Genomic DNA, 15,953 nt, shown 5'->3' on the forward strand with positions numbered 1-15,953 from the left:
CTCTCCCTAACTGTATATATGCCCATCAGACATGTCCAGATACCTGCTCCTTCTATACATAAGGCCTTCATTTATGCGTCACACCCCGCTATTGCTACTTTTTCTCTTTACCCTACTGCCTGCCCTGACACCCGCTTACGGCCAAGGCAGACCATCGCCCTATCCGCTACCCTCGGCGCCGGTTGAACTCGAAACCTATAACGCAACAGTGAAGGCCACCGTTGTTGCACAAGGCATACCTCGCCCCTTCGGCTTTGAGGTGCTGCCAAATGGCGACATTCTGATCACCGACCGTTATTCACCGGCATTGCGAGTCATTCAGGGGAACGAACTGATCCCAGAGCCCATGCAAGGTCTTCCCCCGGTTCGTACCGGGTTTCACTCAGGCCTGCTGGATGTCATTGCTCACCCGCTGTTTTCTGATAACCAACTGATCTACCTGACTTATCATGTCGCACTGGATAACGATGGCGAATACGCCATAGCGCTTGGACGGGGCCGATATGATGGCAGTATCGAACTGAAAGACTTTGAACAGCTTTTTGAAGGCACCCCGATGACAATCTCGGGCGGTTCACGCATGGCCTTTGCACCTGACGGCAAGCTGTTTGTTACGGTGGGTGGAGCTATGGACAGACGCCCCCTGGCCCAGGACCTTAGTCGACTTGAAGGCAAAGTATTACGACTTAACGAAAACGGCACGATACCGGCTGACAACCCCTTTATCGATCACGCAGATGCTCACCCGGCGATCTATTCTTACGGTCACCGCGATCAATATGCTATTGCGATTCACCCCGAATCCGGCGAGCTATTTCATGCCGAACTCGGACCATTAGGTGGTGATAAGCTGAATATTATCAAACCCGGAGCAAACTACGGTTGGCCACTGTATGGCTACGGTAGTTATAACGATGGCGAGCCCATGGAAAAATTACCCAGAGAAGGTTATGAATCAGCGATTCTGATCTGGCAACCCGGCATTGTCCCCTCTGGTTTACTGTTTTACACGGGAGAAGCATTCCCGCAATGGCAGGGGCAAATGCTGGCGGGCAGCATCCAGAGAGGCAGAATCCCCGGCACCGGTGGTTTGGAGCGCGTTGTGTTCGATAACCTGATGCAGGAGGTACAGCGCGAAACCATGGTGACCGAATTACGGCAGCGAATCCGTGATGTCAGCCAGGGACCCGATGGTGCTATTTACCTTCTCACAGAGGAAGAAAATGGCGCAGTAATAAAATTAGAGCCTGCGTCTTAAGTTCTGGTTCAATTTACACTTTCTTCCTGCGTGGCATCTTTCTGTTTAGCGATCTTATGCTGATCTTCAGAGTTGCCACGTTTCCAGTAACTGCTGATATAAATAGATCGCTTGTCAATGTTACGGGTAAATTTGAAGTGCTTCCTCAATTGCTTCATTGCACCAAACTCGCAGGCGCACCACACATAAGGCTGACCATCTAGCCATTGCAGCGCAAACACAGTGTCCAGGAACTTCTCCTGGTCACTGTGGCTGTCACTGATCACCCATTTAATTTCCACACCTGCCGGCACTGATATTGGTTGAATATCCAGCTCACTGCTGATTTCAATAACAGCGTATCCTTTTGCCTCCGGTGGCAGTTGTTCCAGGTTGCAGCTTATTGCTGGCAAAGCAGTCATGTCTCCGGCAAACAAAAACCAGTCGGCACGGTTATCAACAAGCTTTATCGGCCCGGGCCCCACGATAACCACTTCATCACCTTCGGCAGCAATTTGCGCCCATTTCGACGCCGGACCTTCACTGTCTTTATGCAGCACAAAATCAACCGTCAGTTTCTTTGTTGCAGGCTCAAACTTGCGAACCGTATAGGTACGCATCAATGGTTTGTCAGGCGCCAGCATTTCCAGTTGCTCCTTACTGCTGACTATATTCCCCTGTTGGGAGAACAGAAATTTAATGTAGCCACTTTCACTATCGTGTGGAAATGTCGCCAACTCTTCACCCGTTAATACGATGCGCTGCATGTGCGGAGTCAGAGTGTTTGAGGAAACGACAGTTAATGTTCTCAGTTCTTTCTTTGCCATGGTAAAACCTTGTAGTGCTGCGCTGCTATACAGAAAATCTGTATCACAAACCAGTGTCAAGACAACTGCTTAATCGCTGCCAGAAACTCACTCTTATCTCTGGGCGAGACCATCAGAGACTTCCCCTGTTGATACTGTATTTGTATCCTGTCCATTGACAGGGCCGGACTGGACAACGGATTTTTTGTGTTTCTAACACTGGTTATTGAAGCGATAGGAATGTCCCAGGAAAAAGGACCGCTTTTTACTTTAAGGGTTTCTGTCGAAACGATATATCGTGTCCCAAACAGAATCCACAACGGCAGCGCGACACCAGCCGCCAATAGCAATAATGAAAACAGTGTGCCCGCGATGTCCATGCTAATGACCATCCCAAGTGTCACTAACAGACTTAACGCTGCTGAAACGAGGATGATTAACCCTAACCAGAGATCTATCTTGGATTTGAATACTTGCATTAAAGCTGCCTCAGTGTTTCTGCGCTGACATTAACCAAGGGTACACGAAAACAACCATCACAATAAGAAACGCTCCAGAATAGAAGCTGAGAGTCAGCTCTTCCTGTTCATTAAGCAGTATCGCTGCCAGTAAAATAGCATAGACAGGCTCAAGATTAACGACTAACGCACTGGCGTAAGCGGACAGTTTTCTCAGTGCAAGCAATGACAATGCAAAGGGCAGCAGTGTGCAGGCACCGGCAAGCAACAGCAACCAGAACCAGTCCTGTCTATCTGGCCAGGGCAGCACTGTGCCACTTTCAACCGTTAGTCCGGGTAGTGCTGGCATTGAAAATACGACAGAGAGTGTCGAAAGTGTCAGCAGAAATATGCCTCCTGCTGCCATTTCAATACCCGTTACCGTCAGTGGTTCACCTCGCAGGACCAGCCTCTTATTCAGTGCAGCAAAGATAGCTACAAAAAAAGCGGACGTAATGCCCATGATTATGCCCGCATTCATGTTTTGCGGCGTCCCGCCGACAACTAAGATGATACCCGGTAAAACCATGATTGCTAAAAGCAGTTCAGACAGCCGAAACCGCCTCCCAACCAGCAAGGGCTCAGTCAAGGACAGAAAGACAGGGACAGTGGCAATACAAGTGACGGCAACTGAAGCATTGGCTAGCTTGATCGCACCGTAAAACGTTAACCAGTGCAAAGCGACAAGCATACCAACACCGCTAAACGCCATCAGGTCATGACGGGACATGCTACGGATATTGCGCCAGATTGATGGAATCAGTAGTAGCGCCAGGGCGACCAGACCCATCCGCCAAATTACCAAAGGCAGGGCATCCAGAGTGATCACTTTACCCAGGATCGCGGTAAAGCCCCAGAGCACCACACAGAAGTGGATTTGCAGCCAAGGGAGACGGGTATCTGACATAGAGCTATACTAGCATGACATCATTTATTCGATGGATAATAACAATGAACTTTTGCTCACGTATTGCATGAATGATAAAGAAAATACCGATAAATGAATTGCAGTTGGGCATGTATGTACATGACCTGCATTCTTCATGGCTAAATCACCCATTCTGGAAAAGCAGCTTTTTGCTGGAAGACCAGGATGAACTGGATAAACTCCGCAGCTGCGGCATTAAAACTGTTTCGATAGACCTGAGCCAGAGCAAGCTTGTTTCACCTGCGATATCTCCTGTCCCTCAGAAAGTAGAATCCATTGGCGGCGCGCCACCTTTCGCCAAACAGCCCATCGCCAGCACCTCAACTAACATAAGCTTTCGAGAAGAACTTAAGCAGGCACGCCGAACCTGTAGCATGGCGATGCGAGAGGTCAGCACATTATTCAGTCAAGCCAGGATGGGTAAAGCCATTTCGATGGATGGTGCGGAAGATACTGTTAAGCAAATCCGCGGCTCTGTCTCACGCAACCCCCAGGCGCTTATCACACTGGCAAGATTAAAAACGGCTGACTCATACACTTATATGCACTCTGTTGCTGTTTGTGCCTTGATGATTGCATTAGCCAAAGAGTTAAAACTGAATGATCGCATGGTGGAAAACGCTGGCCGCGCCGGCCTTATGCATGATGTTGGCAAAATGATGGTGCCAGACAAAATTCTCAACAAACCAGACAGACTGACCAGCGAGGAATTTGCCATCATTCGTGAGCATCCTGAGCGGGGCGCGGAGCTGTTAGGTCAAATTGAAACAATCCCTGCTGAGGTCATTGACGCCTGTCGCCATCACCATGAAAAAATGGATGGCACAGGTTACCCCGGCAAACAGAAGGGCAAGGAAATCAGCTTATTATCACGCATGGCAGCAGTCTGCGATGTCTATGACGCTATCACCTCTGACAGGCCTTACAAGAAAGGCTGGGGACCGGCCGAATCATTGCAACGCATGGCATCATGGGAAGGGCATTTCGATAAAAAAATCTTCCAGGCTTTTGTTAAAACTGTCGGCATCTACCCGGTAGGTTCTCTGGTCAGGCTCAAAAGTCAGCATCTGGCAGTGGTAGTGGAGCAAAACGAAGGTAACCTGGTTTCGCCTGTCGTCAAAATATTCTTCTCTCTACGCTCGGATCTGCCGGTTAAACCCCGATTGCTCGACCTGGCCAATAAAAATAACAGTGATACTATCGTCGGCCGGGAGTCGCACAGCAAGTGGAATTTTCCATACCTGGACGAGCTATGGCAAGAGAGTACTTAAGAGAACAGCAACCGGTGCCGACTGCCTTGCTCTTTTCCTTTAACCTGCCGAACCGTCACATCGAGTGCGCGCTGCCCTGAAGGTGTGTGTGCAACATGCACTTCCAGCTGCAAGGTCGATGGTGACTGTGCCCGAGGCCTCTGGTGAAACAAAACACCCAATGTATTACCGTGTTGCGCCGCCAGCTCCAACCGTCTCAATACACGGGCGCTTAACCAGTTCTGCCAGGCAAGCACCATTGAGCATTCAGGCGACTGCAATGCCTTTTCAATGCTCCAAAGTGCATGATTGCATTGTGTTTGCGGAGGAACAACAAAGCTGTTGCCAAGATTGATACCGCTGTTTGCCAGTGTCGGACTATGTAGCGGATAGGGCGGCGTTATCCAGAGCAACGACTGTTTTCCCTGGCTACGCTGTTGCAGCAATGGCAGCAAAAGCTGCAGCTCCCTCATCTCCTTTTGCTGGCAAATGACCTCAATCAGCCCGGTGTTTGGCAACCCCTGCCATGGCAAAGCCCGATCAAGATCGGGAAATCCAGTCGTGACTCCCTTTTCAACCAATTCTGCAGGGTAATTAGCACGAGAAGGCCTTGAGAGAGCATGAGAGCCAGTGACAACGTTATTATCATCATCGTTTGCACTGACCTGATCATTTTGCCAAAGGTTCAGGGTAGCCTGCTGGTGCCGGTTGACGCTCTGGTGCTTGTTCATAGTTCCGCCCTTGTCTCGTCCGCTCTGTTCGTCCGTTATATTCGTCCGTTTTTGGCGTCCATTTTGTGTTATTTACAATCGGTACAGTAACTCACTTGAAGACACTGTATATAAGCACAGCACTATTGTAAATACATACAGTGGTTTTTATCGTAGAACAAGCGTTATTTAAGTGTTATCTGACAAGCGGGCCGCCATCCAGGAATTATCACTGCAAATTGTTGTCACATTGGATATATTGTAATAGGCTTCAGAAAGTTACCTGCTAATACTGCAAGTAATGATTAGGAAACCACCTTAATTCACTGGAAAATAGAATAATTAAAGCGATGAAACGCAAGCCGGACATGATGATGGTGATGGTTGTTTTGTTTGCACTGGGCGTGCTGGTCAGTGGTGTTGCTGAAAGCGGTCTGCTGTAAAGCATAATTCGCCGTACCGAGTAATGACCCAACCCCGCCACTATTCACAATTAATGCGCAGGCGGAACCTGTAAATACCTTTCTGGCGTTACCAGCTTATCCAGCCGGACGTCCCAGGCCGCCTCAAAAATCTCACCTGCCGGAACTTCCTGACAATCATGCCCCAATCCGACCAGTATTGGACGCTTTGTGCCGGATTGACGAAACGCAAAGGCTCGATCATAAAACCCCTTACCCATCCCCAGGCGCCTGCCCTCACCATCAAACCCCACCAAAGGCACTAATACCAGATCAAGGTGAGCTGCAGGAATAGAGTTTCTCAGACACAACCGGGGCTCATCGATTCCCCAGCGATTGCGCTGCAACGATGTACCGGGTTTAACACGCACAAACACCATGCGACCGGATTTGAAAGGATGCAGAACAGGAAGGTAAACCTGCTTGCCTTGTTGCCAGGCCATGGACATTAATAGATGCGGATTCACTTCGCCATCACTGGCACAATACAGTGCGATACGGCGCGCGCCCTGCCATGCGGGCAAACGAGCGACTCGCTGACATATATGCGACGCAGCAGTTTGCTGCTGAAAATGGCTGACCTGGTTGCGGCGCAACCGGAGGGAACGACGGAGTTGTCTGTTATGAAGATGACGCTGGTTATTGCGCTCGATTGTAGTCACAGTCAGGTGGGTACAGAATCTCATTGCCAGTATTTAGCAAGATGAATGCAAGCCACCCAAGATACCGCTGCCGGTATAGTCCTGAACCCTAAGGTTCAGGTGGTGGCTCCAGCGATGCATCAGGCTTTCCGTCAGGCGGACATGCTCAACAGCATCTACGAGGAGCCTCCGGGGTAACATTTATCGGCTCGAGGACATAACCAGCTTCGCGCATACCCCAGGTGACTATGGAATCAGTATAGCGCACAAAAACACGACCATCGACAGGATTACGCAAAAAAATTGTGACAGAACAAGAAATAGTGTTTCGGTATTAGAGTTCGATCTGGCGGGCTTGATAAAGTGCGTGATCGACCTTGTCTTCCAGGTATTTGATTTGTTGCGCATTACTGTGGCGCATTTCATTTATCTGGCGATTTTTCTGCAGCAGTTCGTGCGTAATATTCAGCGCCGCCATGACGGAAATTTTTTCCATACCATGAATGGTGCCGCGCGCTTTAATTTTGCGCATGCTCTCATCCAGTTGGCGGGCGGATTTAAGCAAAGCGTCCTGCTCCGATGGCGGACAGCTTATCTGATACTCCCGATCAAGGATTTTGACGGTAACGGTAGTGGCGGCTTCCGGGCTGCTCGACATATCAAGTGCTCTGCGACTGTTCCATGGCGCGCAATCGACTGAGAACGGACTCCAGGTGAGCCTTGGCTTTGCGGTTGTTCTCAATCAGTTGCTGACGTTCCGATTGCCAGTTATGCTGACTGGCGCGTAAAAGCTGATTTTCCTGTTTCATCGCTGCACATAACTCAATCAGTGCTGAGATTTTTTCGTCCAGTGAATGTAGCTGATCGTTACTCATATTTGATGCTGTTTGGCTAATGAATCGCAGGAACTTCTACCTAGAACGTATTACTATACCGTCAAATTCCATACAAATATAGAGCAAGACCTGATGACCAAGGAATCTGTAAACCGCTATGAACTGGCCGCCAAACGCCGGAATGCATTACTGCGTAAAATGAAGAAAAACAGTGTTGCCATTTTACCGGCAGCCACACTGAAAACCCGTAGTAATGATACCGAGTATAACTTTCGCCAGGACAGCGACTTTTATTACCTGACCGGGTTTACGGAAGACAATGCGGTGCTCGTGTTAAAACGCGGCGACAAAGATACACAGACCATTCTGTTCTGCCAGCCCAAAGACAAGACCAAAGAATTATGGACGGGTATTTTGACGGGGCCGAAAAAGGCCGTTGCACTGCTGAACATCGACAGTGCATACAGCGTGACAGAGATAGATTCGCAACTCCCTGAGCTGCTCGCGGACTCGGATCTGATTTACTATAGAACCGGCCTGGACAGCCACTGGGATAAACAGGTTAACGGCTGGGTCAACCAGGTTCGTCGATTGGCCAGACAAGGTGTGCAGGCACCCAGTCAATTTGCACACATTGACCCGATCATCCACGAAATGCGGCTGATCAAGAGCGCCGACGAAATCGCACTGATGCAGAAAGCTGCCGATATTTCTGCCCGCGCGCACTGCCGGGCCATGCTGGCATCGCGCGCAGGTGTCACCGAATATCAACTTGAGGCTGAGTTGCAACATGAGTTTTTGCACAGTGGTGCCAGCGCCCCCGCCTACAGCAGCATCGTCGCTTCCGGCGCCAATGCCTGCATCCTGCACTACATCGAAAATCGCGCCACCTTGCGCAATGGTGACCTGGTACTAATCGATGCAGGCTGTGAGTACGAGCATTACGCTGCTGACATTACCCGCACCTACCCGGTCAGTGGACGTTTCAGCAAAGAGCAGTCTGCACTGTATGAGATTGTACTAAAAGCACAATTGGCAGCGATTGATGCCGTCAAACCAGGCAACCCCGCCGATCAACCTCATCAGGTTGCCACACGGATCATTACCGAAGGACTTGTGGAGTTGGGGTTGCTGAAAGGCAAGCCCGCCACTTTGATACAGGAAGGGGCCTACCGGGATTTCTTTATGCATGGCACCGGTCACTGGCTGGGCATCGATGTCCATGATGTCGGTGCTTACAAAACGGGTGGTAAAAACAATGCAACATCACGCCCCTTCCAGCCGGGCATGGTGACAACCATTGAACCTGGCATTTATGTAGCCCCTGAAAATCGCAAAGTCGCCAAGAAGTGGCGTGGTATCGGCATTCGAATTGAGGATGACGTACTGGTAACCCGGTCGGGGAATCACGTACTGACCGATGGCGTACCCAAAACCATTAGCGAAATTGAAGCCTTGATGGCCACCCGCCAGGAGTCCTGATTTCACTGTGAAAAATAGCAACACACATTATGACATTGTCGTCGTTGGTGGCGGGCTGGTAGGCGGCAGCTTTGCCATTATGCTACATCAACTGGCAGCCGATGCCGGGCTGAGAATACTGATTGTTGACGCACGTCCTTTCAATGCGTCATCAGATAAAACAGTGACACAGCCTGACTTCGATGCCAGAAGCACGGCTCTGTCCTGGGGTAGCCGCAATATCTACGAAAAATTTGGGCTCTGGTCGGACCTTTCACCTCATGCCGCGGCGATCAGACAAATACATGTGTCTGATCGGGGTCACCCTGGTGTCACACGCCTCCAGGCTGATGAAATGGATGTCGAAGCCCTGGGCTATGTGTTGGAGAACCAGTACCTGTCCCAAGCCATACAGTCAGCCTTAGTCGTCAGCAATAACCTGGAAATCTGTGCGCCAGCGCAGGTCGTTGAGATTCAGCACCAACCTGACGGTATGCGCCTCAATCTCGACAGCCATAATGGCGCTCAGCAGATTGACTGCAGTTTGTTAGTACTCGCTGACGGTGGGCGCTCAGGTTTGATGGAGTCATTAGGTATTACGACTCAGAAGCACCACTACAATCAACATGCCATTATCGCCAATGTCGCCTTTGAACGCCCCCACCAGGGTCAGGCATTTGAACGATTCACGGATAATGGCCCACTGGCCATGCTGCCGTTACCTGATAGCCAGGCCCCGGATGGGGTTACACTGCATCGTGCTGCCCTGGTGTGGACAGTACCGGATACCGACAAAGCCCGCACCCTCAGCCTGGACGATGCGACTTTTCTTGCGGCTTTGCAGGACCGGTTCGGTTATCGTTTGGGGCGCCTGACACGTGTCGGTCAACGAAACGCCTACCCACTGAGCCTGATGGAAGCCAGTGAACAAATACGTCCCGGACTGGTTTTACTGGGCAACGCTGCTCACACCCTGCACCCGGTTGCCGGGCAGGGACTTAACCTGGCGCTGAGAGACTGCGAAGCCCTTGCCTCGCTGCTGGCCCGGCAATGGCAAATTAACAGTAGTGAAGCAAATATCCGCGGAAAGGAAATAGGCAGCTATCGTTTTCTGGAAAGTTACCTGAACAAGCAAGCCCAGGATCAGCAGCGCACGGTAATGTTCAGTGACTTGACCACCCGTCTTTTTTCAAACCAACAACCTGCGCTGACCCTGGGCCGAAACCTGGGCCTGCTCAGCATGGATTTACTGCCACCGGCACGACACTGGTTTGCACGTCAGGCGATGGGGTTGCGTTAAATACCTCAGCCCCCCTCGGTAATAGCAAGGCTTAGACTTTCGGCGATCAGTGCAGGCTTGTCATTGCCTTCAATATCGACTGTTGCCTGATATTTGAACAAATACTGCCCCGGATGTTTTTCATCCACTTTAAGCAGCACGAAACGGGCCCGAATCCGCGCGCCCGCGCGCACCGGCGTCAGGAAACGAACCTTGTCCAGACCATAGTTGATAGTCATCCGCGTGCCATCCAGGCGGATATTCGCTGCCTCAGCCCCCAGTCGGATCAGCAGCGATAATGTCAGGTATCCATGCGCGATGGTGCCACCAAATGGTGTTTCCTTTGCCGCCCGCTCGGCATCAACATGAATAAACTGATCATCACCAGTCGCTTTGGCAAAACGGTCGATCTGTTCCTGAGTGACTGTCAGCCAGGGACTGACTCCTGTCTCTCGCCCAATCAGCGACTTGGCAGTTTCAGGACTAATCGTATCCGACATAAATGACTCTCCTGCAGACTTCATGAAAATGCTAAAGTAATGAGTATTGAACAGATATCGCCAGGCAACAAGACAAACCACGACAAAAAACATCAGGGCCGGGACGATTGAACGCGACTGAATAAAACGAAAAAGTAGTGCCCTTATAGACATTGGTGCAGGCAAAAGAGATGGACGACGTGACGCAAACAGACATCGCAATCATTGGTGGCGGGCTCGCAGGCGCTGCGATGGCAGCATCTCTGGCTGACAGTGAGTACTCAGTAACACTGCTGGACGCCCGGCCATGGCCTGATTCTCCGGATTTGACTGACAAGCATCAGCCACGCGTCAGTGCGGTCACGCCCGGAACAATCAAATTCCTGAAAACACTCGGCGCCTGGGAGCAGATCCCGGCATCAAGAGTCAGCCCTTACACCCGCATGCATGTTCGGGAAGCGGACGGTACAGGCGAAATCAACTTTTCTGCCGATGACCTTCGCATCGACTCGCTGGGCTGTATCGTTGAGAATCACCTGATCCAGGCAGCACTCCTGGCAAAACTGAATGCCTCAGTCAATGTGCGCACCCTCGCTCCCACCACTGTCACTGCCTGCGAAAGGCTGCGCGACCACAATCTGCTTAACCTTTCCGATGGCAAGTCATTACGCGCCAGGCTCGTCATCGCCGCCGACGGTGCGCGCTCGCCGATGCGGGACCTGCTAAAAATCCCCGTGCGCGCCTGGGACTACCACCACCATGCCATTGTGACTACGGTTTATACCGAGCAACCACATCAGCAAACTGCCCGACAAATATTCCACGATGAGGGCGTCCTGGCGTTTCTGCCTTTATCTGCAGCTGGCCCAGAATCTGAGGGCCAGCACGCCTGCTCAATCGTCTGGTCAGTACAGCCTGATCAGGCAGAAACGATGATGGTGATGGATGATCAGCAATTCCTTGCAGCACTGGGACATCGCAGTGAATACTGGCTCGGTGACATTAAAGCCTGTGAGCAACGCTTCAGTTTCCCGCTACGCCAGTGCCATGCCCGGCGCTATTTCCAGGACGGTGTCGTGTTAATCGGTGACGCCGCCCACAGCATTCACCCTCTGGCTGGCCAGGGGGCCAACCTGGGTTTCCAGGATGTCGCCTGCTTAAGCCGCATTATCAAACAGGGCGACAGGGAGTTAACTGACCCGGTCTTGCTCCGACGCTACCAACGTGAACGCCGTCCAGCCAATTTGCTGATGGCAGGGGTCATGGAAGGCTTCAAACAGCTTTATGCCGATCAACCACTGCCCATCCGCTGGTTGCGCAACAAAGGCATGCACTATGCTGGCCAGTGGCCGCTCATCAAAAACGAACTGGTTCGTCAGGCGCTTGCCTAGCACTATACCCAAAGACCACCTGGACCGGCCCTGAGATTTAACGCAACATTCTCGTTAAAGATTCAGCGCTGCTGGCCGATTGCTTGGAATACCGATCTTTTGTTTCCGAGGAATTGCTACATGAGCCAACAAGCCAATTGGCCGTTTGATGTGGATTTGAGTGGTCTGGATACTGGCAGTATTACCAACATCATCCAGGACATTGAAAACCATTTACCCTTGCTGACAACAGAAAGTGACATGCAGGAGCTGTTGCGCGTAAAGCAGCGCTTCGAAGATGAGTTGATGGAAAGCCACCGACTGCATTAATCCTTTCCTCCTGGGCCGCAGCATCATGCATCAGATAAGTGCTGAGGGCCTGTATTCCTGTCTCATTTTGCCCTATGCTGTTACCAGCGCACCCGACCGTGCCTGGAAAACAAACAATAAATTACCTCAACTGAGGTATACCTATACGGTAAATTGGAGGGTAATAACGTGAAGAAATTGATTAGCCTGGTCGTAGTGACGATGTTACTGGGCACACAAGCCCATGCCATCGATAAAGCCAGCCTGAACAACCAGCTGGATAATCCGGGTCGCCCGGCAGCAGACAAAGAACGTGATGAATCACGCCAGCCTGCTGAAGTCCTGGATTTTCTTGGCCTGGAAGAAGGCATGACAGCTCTGGATGTCATGGCATCAGGCGGCTGGTACACAGAAGTGCTTTCCTACGCTGTTGGCCCAAATGGCAAGGTGCTGATGCAAAACAGCCCTCGTTCACTGGGCATGCGTAACACCGAAGAAAACGTACAGGCCCGGCTTGCTGGCGACCGCCTGCCGAATGTTGAGCGCGTCAATGAGGACATTGATGCCATGAGCGTTCCGGATGGCTCCGTGGACTTTGCTATCACAGCCCTGAACTTCCATGACCTCTACAACTCCGACCCGGCAGCCGCACAAGCCATGCTGGCTGGCGTAAAGGATGCGTTGAAAAGCGGTGGTATCCTGGGTGTACTTGATCACCGCGGCAATACCGGTGCAGACAATGCCACTTTGCACCGTATTACCCTGGACGAAGTGGCCATGGCGCTGACTGAAGCCGGTTTCCACATTGTAGGTGTCAGCGACGTGCTGCACAATGACAGCGACGATCGCACCGTTGGGCCTTTTGACCCCAGCCTGGAGCGCAATACAGATCGCCTGGTCGTTAAGGCCATGAAACCGTAAATCACTTTTGTCCGTATACATAACGGACGCCTGAAAGCCTCCTCAGCAAGGAGCCAGGTAAACTCTCCCGACCGCGCCAATTGGCGCGGTCAGACTATTTAAGACGTAACTTTGACAACACCCCTTTCCTGGATAAAACGATTTTTCTCGGTATTCCGTTACAGCGCCGTTGCCGTTGAGATAGTCTGGCAAGCCAGTGTATTGCTGACGCTTTCCATGGCCATGGCAACGCTGTTTGCCGGCCTGCTGCCCGCCGCCATCGCCTGGGTCGGCCAACTGATTGTGGATACGGTGGTAGCGGCCATTGACGCCTCCGGCGAAGCCCGCGACCAGCATACCCGCCAGCTATTGCAATACGTTGTGCTGGAGGCCTTTCTGGTGATCCTGCTGACGGGCGCGCAAAAGATCAACACCGTTTGCCAGTCTATTCTTCGCGCCTTGCTGGGCAATGAAGTCAATGTGCGCATTCTCAAGAAAGCGCTTACGCTGGAGCTGGCAGATTTTGAAGACTCCGAATACTACGACAAACTCATACGGGCAAGACGCGAAGCGTCCAGCCGGCCATTAAGCCTGGTCATCGCCACCTTCGACCTGATCCGTGATGGTATCTCGCTGATCAGTTATGGCGTACTGTTGCTGCAATTTTCTGTCTGGGCCGTGCTGTTACTGGGCCTGGCTGGTATCCCGGCATTCCTTGCCGAAGCCCGTTTCTCTGGAGAAGCATTCCGCAACCAGCGACGTCGCTCTGCCGAGCGCCGCATGCAGGTCTACCTGGAAATGGTGTTGACCCGCGAGGACGGTGTCAAAGAGGTCAAGCTGATGCAACTTGGCAAGCACTTCCTGCAGCGCTATGTGGATATCTTCCGCAACATTTACAAAGAGGATCGCAGCCTGGTCCTGAGAAGAGGCGTCTGGGGTTACCTCCTGGGGCTGCTGGCCAGCTTTGCTTTTTACGGCGCTTATGGCTGGGTCGCCTTTGCCGCTGTGGCCGGAGCAATCACACTGGGCCAGATGACTATGTACATTGGTGTATTCCGGCAGGGGCAATCTGCTGTTACCAGCTGCCTGGCGGCGATTAACCGGATGTATGAGGACAACCTTTACCTGTCCAACCTGACAGAATTCCTCGGCCACAATGTACCGGAACCCAGTGGCGAACAAACAGTCGGGCCAGATCCTGATGACGGTATTCGTTTTGAACATGTCACCTTCAAGTACCCCGGTACTCCCAAGCCCGCCCTGGATCAGGTCAGTTTTCACATCAGACCGGGTGAAAGCCTGGCCATTGTCGGTGAAAATGGCTCCGGCAAGACGACTCTCATCAAGCTGCTGACGCGCCTGTATACCCCAACTTCCGGTCGCATCCTGTTTCAGGGGCTGAACTTGCAGGAATGGGATGTGGATGTCTTGCGTGGCAAACTGGCCGTCATCTTTCAGGATTTTAACCGCTACCAGCTCAAAGTCGGTGAAAACATTGGTGTCGGCAATACCCAATTACTGACTGACAGCGCACAAATTGAGACAGCAGCAGAGAAAGGGCTGGCCGCTGAATTCATTCGCCAGATGCCCGAGCAGTACAACACCCAGCTCGGTACCTGGTTTCGCGACGGCAAAGAGCTTTCCGGTGGACAATGGCAGAAAATCGCCTTGGGCCGGGCCTTTATGCGCGAAGATGCCGATGTCCTTATTCTGGATGAGCCTACCGCTGCCATGGACGCACGGGCAGAAGCAGAAATTTTTGCTCATTTCCGAGAGCTGACCAGCAACCGGATGTCGATCATTATTTCGCACCGCTTCTCCACCGTGCGCATTGCCGACCAGATTCTGGTAATGGATCAGGGCGTGGTTCTGGAACGGGGAGACCACGACTCACTATTGGCGCAAAATGGCCAATACGCCCGCCTGTTCCGCTTACAGGCTAAAGGGTACCAGTAGCCATACCTGTTTCCATCGCTTCATGCTATCGTCCGGTGCAAAGCCAGGTACATGGAGGAAAGATTGATGGCTGGACTACTCGAAAATCAGAGCATCATCATTACAGGCGGAACACGGGGCATTGGCCGGGCAATTGCCGAGGCCTGTCTGACAGAAGGGGCCAGGGTGCTGATTACCGGTCGCTCACAGGAAAGCGTGGATGCTTTGCTGGCAGACATCAAACACGATCATTTATCCGGCATGGCCGCAGATGTCGCCGACGAAGCACGTACGGCTGAGGTTTTTGCAGAAGCTAAATCGCGGTTCGGACGCATTCATGCCCTGGTCAACAATGCCGGTATTGCCCGTGCTGGCGCCGTCGACAAGCTACGGGCCAAAGACTTCCAGATGGTCATGGACACCAATCTCACGGGAGCCTTTCTATACAGCCGCGAAGCGTTTCGCGTCATGAAACCTGCTGGTGGTGGCCGCATCCTTAACATCGGCAGCATCTCCAGCCAGACGCCTCGCTACGGCTCTGTCCCCTATACCACCAGCAAATTCGGCTTACAGGGCATGACCCGGGCGTTGCAAGTTGATGGCAGAGAGCATGGCATCATGGTCAGTTGTCTGCACCCTGGCAATGTCTACACTGACATATGGGATAAAGCGCCAACAGGTGTTGTCGAAGAACCCAAGATGGAAGTGAAAGATATCGCCAGGGTAGCGGTTCTCATGCTAAGCATGCCGGAAAATACCACCATGATAGATGCCACGGTGCTCGACCCGCGTCAGCCGTTTCTTGGCCGGGGCTAGAACCTGACAGCTGGCCTGAATCAATTACATAATGGAGG

General features: G+C 51.9%; 17 protein-coding genes and 1 other RNA gene. 9 read left to right on the forward strand and 9 right to left on the reverse strand.

The features are described from left to right. Positions 1-73 precede the first annotated feature (73 nt). Positions 74-1,258 carry a PQQ-dependent sugar dehydrogenase gene (locus tag PSCS_RS02090; protein ID WP_068810132.1) on the forward strand — a complete coding sequence of 395 codons (1,185 nt, stop codon included), beginning with the start codon at positions 74-76 and terminating at the stop codon, positions 1,256-1,258. Positions 1,259-1,266: 8 nt separating this feature from the next. On the opposite strand, the gene PSCS_RS02095 is transcribed toward PSCS_RS02090, so the two are convergent. Genes PSCS_RS02095 through PSCS_RS02105 form a run of 3 tightly spaced genes read right to left on the reverse strand, consistent with a single transcriptional unit; the run spans position 1,267 to position 3,447 of the window. Continuing rightward, complete coding sequence (locus tag PSCS_RS02095) at positions 1,267-2,064, reverse strand: siderophore-interacting protein (protein WP_068810207.1); 798 nt, start codon at positions 2,062-2,064, stop codon at positions 1,267-1,269. 56 nt (positions 2,065-2,120) lie between these two features. Continuing rightward, entirely contained in the window at positions 2,121-2,522 is a 402-nt protein-coding gene (locus tag PSCS_RS02100) for a PH domain-containing protein (RefSeq protein ID WP_068810133.1), read from the reverse strand. Positions 2,523-2,532: 10 nt separating this feature from the next. Then, positions 2,533-3,447: an EamA family transporter gene (locus tag PSCS_RS02105; protein WP_068810134.1), complete on the reverse strand. Its 915-nt coding sequence runs from the start codon at positions 3,445-3,447 to the stop codon at positions 2,533-2,535. Positions 3,448-3,518: 71 nt separating this feature from the next. On the opposite strand from PSCS_RS02105, the gene PSCS_RS02110 reads away from it, so the two are divergent. Beyond that, entirely contained in the window at positions 3,519-4,739 is a 1,221-nt protein-coding gene (locus PSCS_RS02110; RefSeq protein ID WP_068810135.1) for an HD-GYP domain-containing protein, read from the forward strand. Here the strand turns inward: PSCS_RS02110 and PSCS_RS02115 are convergent. The 5 genes from PSCS_RS02115 to PSCS_RS02135 all read right to left on the reverse strand — a co-directional run bounded on the left by PSCS_RS02115 (position 4,736) and on the right by PSCS_RS02135 (position 7,405). Then, positions 4,736-5,449, reverse strand: a complete 714-nt coding sequence (locus PSCS_RS02115) for an ImuA family protein (RefSeq protein ID WP_068810136.1) — start codon at positions 5,447-5,449, stop codon at positions 4,736-4,738. The genes PSCS_RS02110 and PSCS_RS02115 overlap by 4 nt on opposite strands. Positions 5,450-5,921: 472 nt before the next feature. Continuing rightward, positions 5,922-6,575, reverse strand: coding sequence for a 5-formyltetrahydrofolate cyclo-ligase (locus PSCS_RS02120; RefSeq protein ID WP_082866395.1), 654 nt, complete (start codon positions 6,573-6,575; stop codon positions 5,922-5,924). 25 nt (positions 6,576-6,600) lie between these two features. Further along, positions 6,601-6,778, reverse strand: a non-coding RNA gene (gene ssrS / locus PSCS_RS02125) — 6S RNA. A gap of 86 nt (positions 6,779-6,864) precedes the next feature. After that, positions 6,865-7,188, reverse strand: a complete 324-nt coding sequence (locus tag PSCS_RS02130) for a cell division protein ZapA (protein WP_068810137.1) — start codon at positions 7,186-7,188, stop codon at positions 6,865-6,867. A gap of 1 nt (position 7,189) precedes the next feature. Next, positions 7,190-7,405 (reverse strand): TIGR02449 family protein, encoded by a 216-nt coding sequence (locus tag PSCS_RS02135; protein ID WP_068810138.1) that lies wholly within the window; start codon positions 7,403-7,405, stop codon positions 7,190-7,192. Positions 7,406-7,498: 93 nt separating this feature from the next. On the opposite strand from PSCS_RS02135, the gene pepP reads away from it, so the two are divergent. Beyond that, entirely contained in the window at positions 7,499-8,848 is a 1,350-nt protein-coding gene (gene pepP, locus PSCS_RS02140; protein ID WP_068810139.1) for a Xaa-Pro aminopeptidase, read from the forward strand. A gap of 7 nt (positions 8,849-8,855) precedes the next feature. After that, positions 8,856-10,127 (forward strand): 2-octaprenyl-6-methoxyphenyl hydroxylase, encoded by a 1,272-nt coding sequence (gene ubiH / locus PSCS_RS02145; protein WP_082866396.1) that lies wholly within the window; start codon positions 8,856-8,858, stop codon positions 10,125-10,127. A gap of 5 nt (positions 10,128-10,132) precedes the next feature. Here ubiH and PSCS_RS02150 read toward each other — a convergent pair whose 3' ends face one another. Further along, positions 10,133-10,606 (reverse strand): MaoC family dehydratase, encoded by a 474-nt coding sequence (locus tag PSCS_RS02150; RefSeq protein WP_068810140.1) that lies wholly within the window; start codon positions 10,604-10,606, stop codon positions 10,133-10,135. A 170-nt stretch (positions 10,607-10,776) separates the two neighbouring features. Between PSCS_RS02150 and PSCS_RS02155 the strand changes: the two genes are divergently transcribed. The 5 genes from PSCS_RS02155 to PSCS_RS02175 all read left to right on the forward strand — a co-directional run bounded on the left by PSCS_RS02155 (position 10,777) and on the right by PSCS_RS02175 (position 15,915). After that, a complete protein-coding gene (locus tag PSCS_RS02155) occupies positions 10,777-11,976 on the forward strand; it encodes a UbiH/UbiF/VisC/COQ6 family ubiquinone biosynthesis hydroxylase (protein WP_068810141.1) in 1,200 nt (399 codons plus the stop codon). 120 nt (positions 11,977-12,096) lie between these two features. After that, positions 12,097-12,285, forward strand: a complete 189-nt coding sequence (locus PSCS_RS02160) for a hypothetical protein (protein WP_068810142.1) — start codon at positions 12,097-12,099, stop codon at positions 12,283-12,285. A 168-nt stretch (positions 12,286-12,453) separates the two neighbouring features. Continuing rightward, positions 12,454-13,185 carry a class I SAM-dependent methyltransferase gene (locus tag PSCS_RS02165; RefSeq protein WP_157885598.1) on the forward strand — a complete coding sequence of 244 codons (732 nt, stop codon included), beginning with the start codon at positions 12,454-12,456 and terminating at the stop codon, positions 13,183-13,185. A gap of 111 nt (positions 13,186-13,296) precedes the next feature. Further along, entirely contained in the window at positions 13,297-15,120 is a 1,824-nt protein-coding gene (locus PSCS_RS02170) for an ABC transporter ATP-binding protein (protein WP_068810144.1), read from the forward strand. Between the two features lie 66 nt (positions 15,121-15,186). After that, positions 15,187-15,915, forward strand: coding sequence for an SDR family oxidoreductase (locus tag PSCS_RS02175; RefSeq protein WP_068810145.1), 729 nt, complete (start codon positions 15,187-15,189; stop codon positions 15,913-15,915). Positions 15,916-15,953: the final 38 nt, after the last annotated feature.

This window comes from Pseudohongiella nitratireducens (assembly GCF_001642735.1).
Taxonomy (GTDB): Bacteria; Pseudomonadota; Gammaproteobacteria; order Pseudomonadales; family Pseudohongiellaceae; genus Pseudohongiella; species Pseudohongiella nitratireducens.